Origin of the sequence: Pseudoalteromonas sp. SR45-4, assembly GCF_014163535.1 — a bacterium.
Classification (GTDB): domain Bacteria; phylum Pseudomonadota; class Gammaproteobacteria; order Enterobacterales; family Alteromonadaceae; genus Pseudoalteromonas; species Pseudoalteromonas nigrifaciens.
Window position 1 is genome coordinate 39,536 of sequence record NZ_JACJDO010000031.1, and the last position, 9,903, is coordinate 49,438.

Here is a 9,903-nt window from a genome sequence, read left to right on the forward strand (position 1 = left end):
TTAACTCCTAAGCGAATTGACGTTGCTCGCCTTCACCGTCAACATTGCTTACACAGCGACCACAAATTTCAGGGTGAGCAGGCTCAACACCTACATCAGCGCTATAATGCCAACAACGCTCACACTTTTGAGCATCGGTTGCAGCAACACTAATATAAAGACCTTCGATTTCGGTAGTTTGTGTATCTGCCGGCTGGCTATCAACTTCGGTTGCGTTTACTGCTGATGTTAAAAATACAAAACGCAGCTCGTCGCCAAGTGCTGATAATTTAGCTGCAAGCGCTTTGCCTGTATATAAATTAACAGTTGCTTGGAGCGTTGCACCAATCACTTCTTCTTTACGTGCAGCTTCTAATAAGCGGTTTACTTCATCGCGCACTGTTAGAATTTCTAACCAATCATCGTTACTAAATTGGCTGTTAGTAGGAGCTTGTAAGCCTTCGTACCAGGTTGATGTAAATACGTAGTCACTACGCTCACCCGGTAGTGCTTCCCAAATTTCTTGAGCAGTAAAGCTCATAATTGGTGCCATCCAACGCGTCATTGCTTCAGCAATATGGTACAGCGCTGTTTGACAAGAACGACGTGCGTGGCTGTCACTCTTAGCTGTGTATTGGCGGTCTTTAATTACGTCTAAATAGAACGAGCCAAGCTCACCGGTACAAAAGTTCATTAGCTTTTGCGTTACTAACAGCATTTGGTAGCTATCGTAGGCAGCTAAAATTTCTGTTTGTAATTGTGCTGCACGGCCAACAATCCACTTATCAAGCTCAACCATGTCATTAACAGCTACTTGATCTGTTTTTGGATCAAAGCCATTTAGGTTAGCTAATAAGTAACGACTAGTGTTACGAATTCGGCGGTAACGATCTGCTGAGCGGTTAAATATTTCATCCGATACCGTCATTTCTGCAGTGTAATCGGTAGAGGCAACCCATAAGCGTAAAATATCGGCGCCTAGTTTATTCATCACATTTTGTGGTGAAATAACATTACCTAACGACTTAGACATTTTACGACCGTTTTCATCAACGGTAAAACCATGAGTAAGTACTTGGCGGTATGGTGCATGGCCGTTAATAGCGACCGATGTCATCATAGACGACATAAACCAACCACGATGCTGATCAGAACCTTCAAGGTATAAATCGGCAGGACCAGTTAAGTCTTCACGCGCATCAACAACACACGCATGCGATACGCCCGAGTCAAACCATACATCGAGAGTGTCTTGCACTTTCATGTATTGCTTAGCATCTTCTTCACCAAGTAATGTAGCTGGGTCTAAATCGTACCATGCTTGAATACCTGACTTTTCAACCAATTGGGCTGCTTGTTCAATTAACTCTTGCGTATTTGGATGAATAGCACCGGTGTCTTTATCAGCAAACAATGCAATTGGTACACCCCAAGTGCGTTGGCGTGATATACACCAATCTGGACGGCCCTCAACCATGTTTGCAATGCGGCTTTCGCCCCACTCTGGTAACCACTGCGTGTTTTTAATCTCAGCAAGAGAATCTTGACGCAAATTAGCCTGATCCATACTAATAAACCACTGCGGTGTAGCACGGAAAATAATTGGCGTTTTATGACGCCAGCAATGTGGGTAACTATGCGTAATAGCATGGTGATGCATTAATGCGCCATGCTCTTTAAGCACTTCAACAATGCTCGCATTTGCTTTAAACACATGCTGACCGGCAAATAACTCAGTGTCTGGTAAGTACACACCATTTGCGCCAACCGGGTTAGCCACTTCTAGTTTGTATTCAAGTCCAGCCACGAAATCTTCTTGACCATGCCCTGGAGCCGTATGTACAACACCAGTACCTGAGTCGGTCGTAACATGTTCAGCTACAATTACAGGAACACTAAAGTCATAAAAAGGGTGTGCTACTTGTAAATTTTCAAGCACCGCACCTTTAACATAACCTAATACATGAAAGTTATTAAAACCAAAACGGTCCATTGCATCTTTAACGAGCTCAGAGCCTAAAATTAAGCGTTGCTGCTTACCTTCATCTTCATCTTCAACTTGTACTAGTGCATATTCTAATTCTGCATGTACTGCTACTGCTCGGTTAGCAGGCAGCGTCCACGGGGTGGTAGTCCAAATAACAGTACCAACTTTACCTGCACCTTTATGACCATCAGCTAAATCAAACGCACTTACTACTGCGTCTTGGTCGTTAAAAATAAAGCGTACGTCTATTGCTGGTGATTGCTTATCTTGGTATTCAACTTCGGCTTCGGCTAAAGCAGAACCACAATCGGTACACCAATGCACAGGCTTAGCGCCTTTATGTAAATGGCCTTTTTCAATAATACGACCAAGTACACGAATAGCATTCGCTTCAAAGTCAAAGTTCATGGTTAAGTAAGGCTTATCCCAATCGGCAAATACACCTAAACGTTTAAAGTCGACCTTTTGACCTTCAACTTGCTTTTTAGCGTATGCACGGCACTTTTCGCGAAACTCGCTCGCGGTTACTTTAACGCCTGGCTTGCCAACTTTTTTCTCAACCATTAACTCTATTGGTAAACCATGACAATCCCAACCAGGTACTAATGGCGAGTCAAAGTCAGATAAGGTTTTAGACTTAACAATAATATCTTTTAATATTTTATTTACTGAATGGCCTAAATGGATATCGCCGTTTGCATACGGAGGTCCATCATGCAAAATAAAGGTTTTTTTACCTTTTTTAGCACTGCGAATTTGACCATATAGGTCGTCTTCATACCATGCTTTAAGCATTTTTGGTTCACGTTGTGCCAAATTGCCACGCATTGGAAACGGTGTTTCCGGTAAGTTCAAAGTATGTTTATAGTCGCTCATTAATCCTACATTCCGTATCTATCGGCTACCTAATTTAAACCAAAACACTGCTTAGCGGCGGCAACGTCAGTTGCTATTTGCGCCGTTAATTGTGTTAATGTCTCGAATTTTTTCTCATCGCGGAGTTTTTTAATCAACTCCACATGCATAAATTGTCCATAAATGTCTTGTGCAAAATCAAAAAGATGAACTTCTAATAAGGCACGAGTTCCATTAAAGGTGGGCTTATTGCCTATATTAGCAACCCCATAAACTTGTTTTCCTGCTATGGTTGCTTGCACAGCAAACACCCCATTTACCGGGCAAACTTGACGTTTAAGCGCTATATTTGCGGTTCTAAAACCCAGCTCTCGGCCACGTTTCCAACCATGTATAACACGCCCCGAAATGGCATAGTTGTGACCAAGCATTACCTTTGCAGTGCTTAAATCACCAGCGGCAAGCGCTTCACGAATTAAAGTACTGCTTACTCTAGCATTTAATTGGCGAAAACTCGCGGTGCTTTTAACATCCATGCTCGCTTGTTTGCCCATACTTACTAGTAAGTCAAAATTACCTTGTCGCTGCTTGCCAAATCTAAAATCATCACCAACCGTTAATGCTTTAACGCCTAGCTTTTTAATTAAAATATCACTAACAAATTGCTCTGCATGCATATTTGCAAATTGCTGATTAAAGCTAATACAAATAACTCGTTCAATACCTAACTCGCTGAGCAATAGCAGTTTATCTCGTAAGCGAGTTAAACGCGCTGGCGCATTACTTTTAGCAAAAAACTCTTGTGGTTGAGGCTCAAACAACATTACCGTACTAGGTAAATTATTTGCTTTAGCATCAATAAGTAAGCCTTTTAATACTTCAGCATGACCTAAGTGAACACCATCAAAATTACCAATAGTAAGCACACAACCAAAATGTTGTGAGCGAATATTGTGTATACCTCTAATTAACTCCATGCCACCCAATGCCTTTTTAAGCGAGTTATTAATTCACAACTCAAAATTGAATGAAGTTGCAGAGTTGCCGATTATAATCTTTTTTTTAGTTCGATTCAGTAATTGCTACACTTTTTATCGTATTTAGTCGCACACCCATCAAAAATAACAGCGTAAAGTAACTTAACCCTGCAATTACTAGCAACACTAGGAGTAAAATAACCTGTTCGCTAAAGTGCCAAGTCGTCCAACTATACTGCTCGCTGGTAAACCAAACCAGTAACCCCATAACAACACTTGCAACAAAGCATTTAAGGGTAAAATATAGGCTCATTGATGAAAACTGGTACACATTTTCTTTTTTAAGCTGCTTGTAAAGCAAAAATGCATTACAACTTGCCGACATTGAAGTGGCTAAGGCCAATCCTAAATAGCCAATAAAAGGCGCAAGCATTATATTAAACACCATATTAAGTACCAAGGTAATAATACCAATGCGCACTGGGGTTTTAGTATCTTGACGGGCGTAAAACCCAGGGGCTAATACCTTTATTAGCATAAAGCTGACTAAACCAACCGAATAAGCCATTACCCCTAAGCTCACTGCTTTAACATGATCAATCCCTGCTTCTTTAAACGCACCATGATCAAACAGCACAGTAATAATAAGCGGGCTAATAATCATTAACCCTATCATAGCAGGCAGGCCCAAAAATATTACAAAGCGCACCCCCCAATCTAAGGTATGCTGAAAATCACTGCTTTTTTTACTGCTGTGTAATTTTGACAGTGCCGGTAAAATAACCGTTGCTATACCAATACCAAATAATCCCAGCGGAAATTCTATTAAGCGGTCTGAGTAATACAACCAAGCAATTGAGCCGGTCATGAGTAATGAAGCAATAACGGTATCAAGCAATAAGTTTATTTGGCTAATAGAAACCCCAAACAAAGCAGGCAGCATTAATTTACGTACTTTTTTTACATTTTCGTCTTGCCAAGCCCAGCGCGGGCGCGCCAACATTTTTGCCCGATATAAAAAAGGTAACTGAAACAGTAACTGCACTACACCACCAATAAATACACCTATGGCTAATGCATAAGCACCTACAGAAAATTGGTCATGTAAAAAAATAGCACACGCAATAATAGATACATTTAATAACACTGGGGTAAATGCAGCCACAGCAAAGCGGTTATATACATTCATAACCGCCCCACTTAGCGCTACAAGGCTTACAAAAAATAAATACGGAAAAGTCAGCTTTAATAATGCACTGGCAAGTTCAAACTTTTCGCCATCAGGGCCGCCTTGCCACCAATCTATAAACCAACCTGTGCCAAATAGTGCAGCAATAACCGGAGACGCAATCACACCTACAATTGTCACTATTAATAAAATAGTGCCTAAGGTTCCTGCTGCTTGCGCAACAAAAAGTTTAACCTTGTCGTCGCCTTGCTGCTCTTTTATTTCGCTTAATACAGGTACAAATGCTTGAGCAAACGCACCTTCTGCAAATAAACGACGTAAAAAGTTAGGAATTCGATTAGCAAACAAAAAAACATCGGCCGCAGCACCGGCTCCCAGGAGGTTTGCAACAACCGCATCGCGAACTAACCCTAAAATACGCGATATCATTGTCATACAACTAACAATCATACCAGAGCGAAATAAACCTTTTGACACCGCAAACCCACACTAAAAATCATTAAGATAAGTAATTATGCCATAGTCTTTTTTATAAATCGCTTTAAAGCACTAGGCTGAATCCTCATGCTTTGTTACAATGTCGATATTAACTGCTAGAGCGGCAAATTGATGTTCGTTATAAGGAGCAGTTTTTCTTGGATTGTCAAAATTAAATTGACATTCATGATAAAAACAGGCATATTCCACGGCCTTTAATTTAAGCTTTATTTAAGATTGTTAGGAGCAAACCTTGGCTAACATCAAGTCTGCAAAAAAACGCGCTATTACAAGCGAAAAAAACCGTCAGCACAACGCAAGTCGTCGTTCAATGATGCGTACTTACTTCAAAAAAGTAATCGTAGCTATTGAAGCTGGTGATAAAGAAGCTGCACAGCAAGCTTTTTCTGTTGCTACACCTATCCTAGACCGTTACGCAACTAAGGGTCTAATTCACAAAAACAAAGCTGCTCGTCATAAGAGCCGCATAGCTGCTAAAATTAAAGCACTATAATTTGTTTTTGCAAGAATATAAAAACCGGCCTTGGCCGGTTTTTTTTTGCTTAATATTTAATATTTACAGCATTAAACAGGTATGTAGCCAATTCACACAGCAAAATCATCACATATTCTTATTTAGGGCAGTTGCGCTTAAATAAGCGCTTTTAATAAAATGGCGCGTAAGTTATTAAACCCCTTCTAGCTCGGGATAAAACTTTTTCAGCATAGCTGCTATTTTTTTAGGAGAGAAAGGCTTTACCACAAAACCTTTAGCCCCTTTATCAATTGCATCTTTTACATTTTCAACCCCTGAGTGCGCCGACACCATAACCACGTTTGTTTCTGGGTTCAGTTGATTAATTTGCTCAATTAACTCTTTACCATCGCCATCAGGTAACTCTATATCTAAAAAAATCATGTTATAATTTGCAGCACGACACTCATTAATACATTGTGCGGCAGTTGATGCTTCTTTTACGTTTTCTATGCCTAAATGCATCAATGTTTGGCTTAAAAAGCTGCGCACAGTACTAACGTCATCAACGATTAAAATTGCAAGCTGCGTGTTCATATTTGATCCTTATAGGCTAAAAGCAATGTTTGCAAATGCTATCATTTGCTTTAAATACAGTTATTTATTATAGAGAACTACACCAAAAAGGCCAGATTTGCTTTATGTCTACAAATACAAAAAAACAATCATTACTAGGTAAAGCACCTAGAAGTACAAAAACAACAAAAAACAAGCAAAACCGCAGTACGGCTACAAAGCCTAATAATATTAAACAAAGTGCTAATACAAGCGCTAACAATAAAGCAGCGCAAAAGTCTAAAAGCAGCTTGCTGACCACGCTTGGACTATTACTATTTATAATAATTATAATCCCTAAGCCTACACTGCTTAGTTATCATAAATTAGGTATGGTGAGTAATAGCATTTATTGGCCTGGGGTATTTGGTTACGGCGCAACGCTCCTCGATTCAAACTTACAGCCACAGCTAGACAGTAAGCGTAAGGCACTTTATTTATGTACTGATACGGTTAACTCAAAAAGCTGTCAAAAATATAAAGTAATTGCCGATAATGGAATTATTGCGGCAATAAAAGCTCACTTTTAGCATTAAAAAAACTAATCTGAAAATTTAAAATTACTTGGTTGAAAGGTGTGCAAAAGATCAACATAATGGCGCTCCTTTTTTCAACAAATGAACTATTGAAACTACCATGCTGAACGAGCTAGATTGGCTTTTAAACACGATATTACTTGCACTAGGTTTAGGTGCATTCTTTATTAACCAACTCACATTACTGCGTATTGCCGCGGTTAGTGCCTGTGGTTTGCTATTTTTATCATTTAGCTTAGATCTTATGTCGTCGAGTATTGTTTCGAATATGAGTTTGGTGTTAATCAATACATTTTATTTGTTTAAAGTTTATACTTTTGGGCAATTTACTGTAACCCAAAATTAAGCACTTCTCCTTAGAATATTTTATAGCCCAGCTTAGCTGGGCTTTTTTTTGCCTAATATTTAACAACCAAGCTGATTGCAGCTACTGCTAACTCATTACGATAGTTAACTGCAACTGAATTAACGCCGTATAGTTACTACTTTACAACCCTAAATTCGGATAATAAGTGCAATTTCTCAGATTAGATGGCCAGCTGTTATAATTCTGCCATTTTCTCGCCAAAGGAAATTGCTTTAATGAAATATAAACAGCTGACACAAGAAGAAAGATACCAGATTTACGCGTTAATAAAAGCAGGAAATAACCAAAAACAGATAGCTGAAGAACTAACTCGTTCACCGTCATCTATTTCTAGAGAGCTAAAACGCAATAAAGGACTTAAAGGCTATCGGCCTAACCAAGCCAATAACTTTGCTGAACAAAGACGTAAGTCATCTTTCAAAGCAAGTAAGTTAACAGAGGACGTCACTCACTGGATTAATAAATTTACAGAGACAAGGCTCGTGGTGGCAAGCTACATAAGACACTCACTCGTGCATGTAAAAAGTATAAAAAACGCTATGGAAGCTATGATAAACGTGGACAGATAGTTAATCGAGTCAGCATTGATGAACGCCCTAGTATTGTGGATTCAAAGTCTAGAATTGGTGATTGGGAGGGTGACACAGTGATAGGAAAAGGGCGTAAAAATGCCTTTGTCACAATGGTTGAACGTAAAACGTTATATACAGTCGTTCACAGAATTGAAAGCAAGCATGCGCAAATAACAGCCGATGCGCTGATCACGTGTATGACACCATATAAAGATAGGGTTATTACCGTGACGTTAGACAATGGAAAAGAGTTTGCTCACCATGAGCATGTCGCACAAGCATTAGAATGTCGCACAAGCATTAGAAGCTGATGTGTATTTCGCTCATCCCTATTCATCATGGGAGCGAGGTATAAATGAGAATACCAACGGCTTACTTAGACGCTTCTTCCCCAAGGGAACTGATTTTATGGCACTAAGTGAAGCAGAGATACAGGCGGCAGTTGATAAGCTCAATCATCGACCAAGAAAAACAAGAGGGTATAAAACCCCTCATGAATTATTTACGGGGCAATCAGAAATACTGGTGGCTGCATAATGATTGCACTTAATACTTGAATTCGAGAATTATAACCTTGCTGTAATTGCGCTTAATTGACCTAGCACAAAGCAGCAAGATTATATGAGGTTCGATTATTTAGGTAGGTTTAACTCGCGCGCTAACTTTTGTGCGGAGATGGTACTGTACTGCAGCTCATCTGCTGCAGAGTTATCTGCAATCCATAACAATACATTACCTATTTCATCCGGTTCGGCTACAGCCTGCTGCAAGCCTTTAATACCCTGATCGCCAATAGTCGCTCTTAGCGTTTCAGTGTTAACAACTCCCGGGTTTACTGTAAAAGCGCGAATACCTTGATGACCATGTTCACGGCAAATAATACCCGACAGTCGCGACACTGCAGCCTTACCTGCACCGTATGCATAACCCCAGCCCCCTTTAGATGCAGGAATAGGCGGATCTTTTTCACCCGCTCCCGAGGTTATATTTATTATACAACCGCTTTGTTGCGCTAACATACTTGGTAAAACAGCTTGTGCTATTTGCACTGGCGCGCCTATGTAACCTCTAGCAACTTTTTCAAGCGTTTGCTGCGTTATATCTAGTAAAGAAGCATTAAGGCCAGCCCCCTGATAAATAGCATTATTGACAACCACGTCAATTTTACCAAAGTGTTCAAACACCTGCTTTAGAGCATTAGCAACGGAGTTAAAATCAAGTAAATCCATTTTTATCGCAATGACCTCACAACCTAATTGCTCCATCATTTGGGCTGTTTGTTTTAAACTCCCTTGCGTACCTTGCTGTGCTACCTCGCTATCTAATTCACGAGCTGTTATTGCTACTCGATAGCCTGCTTTTGCAAATGCGATGGCTGTTGCACGACCAATACCTCTACTTGCACCTGAAATAAACGCTACTTTTGACACAAATTATCTCCTATTTTTTATTTAACTTAGCATCAATTTAGCATTGCGGCATAGTTTAAATGGACCAAGGATTTTATTGTTATATGAAAATGCTACATAACTGATTACACAAGTAATAATGTGTGTTCTAAAAGCATCCGTTGTTAGATTAAATAAGTGATTTTGTGAGGAGATTTTGTGGTAATAAAGGTTAACGTTAGCTAAAAGCATCGAGTAGGGTGAGGCTTTTGCCTCATCCCTCTCACAGAGCCGTACGTACGGGCCTCGTATACGGCTCCTGTATTCTTCTATCCCTTCGGCTTATTTTCTAAACGCCGAGTGAGCAAGCCATCCTGTACTTACTTTTTCCATTGAATATAAACCTTGCTCCTCAAACCATTGGTTTGGCATCGCTACATTCGATAATGGACTTAGAGAGTTTCGCCATGAGTTCATTTTGATGAA

8 protein-coding genes and 1 pseudogene are annotated in these 9,903 nt (G+C 39.9%); 4 read left to right on the plus strand and 5 right to left on the minus strand.

All coding sequences use genetic code 11. From position 1 onward, the window contains the following. Positions 1–7 precede the first annotated feature (7 nt). The 3 genes from ileS to murJ all read right to left on the minus strand — a co-directional run bounded on the left by ileS (position 8) and on the right by murJ (position 5,422). Positions 8–2,842: an isoleucine--tRNA ligase gene (gene ileS, locus H5058_RS13105; protein ID WP_182678542.1), complete on the minus strand. Its 2,835-nt coding sequence runs from the start codon at positions 2,840–2,842 to the stop codon at positions 8–10. A 29-nt stretch (positions 2,843–2,871) separates the two neighbouring features. Beyond that, positions 2,872–3,798, minus strand: coding sequence for a bifunctional riboflavin kinase/FAD synthetase (ribF, locus tag H5058_RS13110; RefSeq protein WP_011327607.1), 927 nt, complete (start codon positions 3,796–3,798; stop codon positions 2,872–2,874). 85 nt (positions 3,799–3,883) lie between these two features. Beyond that, a complete protein-coding gene (gene murJ, locus H5058_RS13115; protein ID WP_404936298.1) occupies positions 3,884–5,422 on the minus strand; it encodes a murein biosynthesis integral membrane protein MurJ in 1,539 nt (512 codons plus the stop codon). A 295-nt stretch (positions 5,423–5,717) separates the two neighbouring features. Here murJ and rpsT point away from each other — a divergent pair, with 295 nt between their 5' ends. Continuing rightward, entirely contained in the window at positions 5,718–5,978 is a 261-nt protein-coding gene (gene rpsT / locus H5058_RS13120) for a 30S ribosomal protein S20 (protein WP_002958225.1), read from the plus strand. Between the two features lie 174 nt (positions 5,979–6,152). Here rpsT and H5058_RS13125 read toward each other — a convergent pair whose 3' ends face one another. Then, positions 6,153–6,536, minus strand: a complete 384-nt coding sequence (locus tag H5058_RS13125) for a response regulator (RefSeq protein ID WP_011327605.1) — start codon at positions 6,534–6,536, stop codon at positions 6,153–6,155. A gap of 104 nt (positions 6,537–6,640) precedes the next feature. Between H5058_RS13125 and H5058_RS13130 the strand changes: the two genes are divergently transcribed. From H5058_RS13130 to H5058_RS13140, 3 genes and pseudogenes are all read left to right on the plus strand, one after another. Continuing rightward, positions 6,641–7,084 (plus strand): hypothetical protein, encoded by a 444-nt coding sequence (locus H5058_RS13130; protein WP_182678544.1) that lies wholly within the window; start codon positions 6,641–6,643, stop codon positions 7,082–7,084. Positions 7,085–7,190: 106 nt separating this feature from the next. After that, positions 7,191–7,436 carry a hypothetical protein gene (locus H5058_RS13135; RefSeq protein WP_011327603.1) on the plus strand — a complete coding sequence of 82 codons (246 nt, stop codon included), beginning with the start codon at positions 7,191–7,193 and terminating at the stop codon, positions 7,434–7,436. Between the two features lie 236 nt (positions 7,437–7,672). After that, a pseudogene (locus tag H5058_RS13140) lies at positions 7,673–8,566 on the plus strand (IS30 family transposase). Positions 8,567–8,661: 95 nt separating this feature from the next. Here H5058_RS13140 and H5058_RS13145 read toward each other — a convergent pair. Next, entirely contained in the window at positions 8,662–9,459 is a 798-nt protein-coding gene (locus tag H5058_RS13145) for an SDR family NAD(P)-dependent oxidoreductase (RefSeq protein WP_182678546.1), read from the minus strand. Positions 9,460–9,903 lie beyond the last annotated feature (444 nt).

Bases quoted from the DNA above. Each gene is read 5' to 3' on its own strand.
- ileS (WP_182678542.1), bottom strand. From the start codon at position 2,842: ATGAGCGACTATAAACATACTTTGAACTTACCGGAAACACCGTTTCCA.
- ribF (WP_011327607.1), bottom strand. From the start codon at position 3,798: ATGGAGTTAATTAGAGGTATACACAATATTCGCTCACAACATTTTGGT.
- murJ (WP_404936298.1), bottom strand. From the start codon at position 5,422: ATGACAATGATATCGCGTATTTTAGGGTTAGTTCGCGATGCGGTTGTT.
- H5058_RS13125 (WP_011327605.1), bottom strand. From the start codon at position 6,536: ATGAACACGCAGCTTGCAATTTTAATCGTTGATGACGTTAGTACTGTG.
- H5058_RS13130 (WP_182678544.1), top strand. From the start codon at position 6,641: ATGTCTACAAATACAAAAAAACAATCATTACTAGGTAAAGCACCTAGA.
- H5058_RS13135 (WP_011327603.1), top strand. From the start codon at position 7,191: ATGCTGAACGAGCTAGATTGGCTTTTAAACACGATATTACTTGCACTA.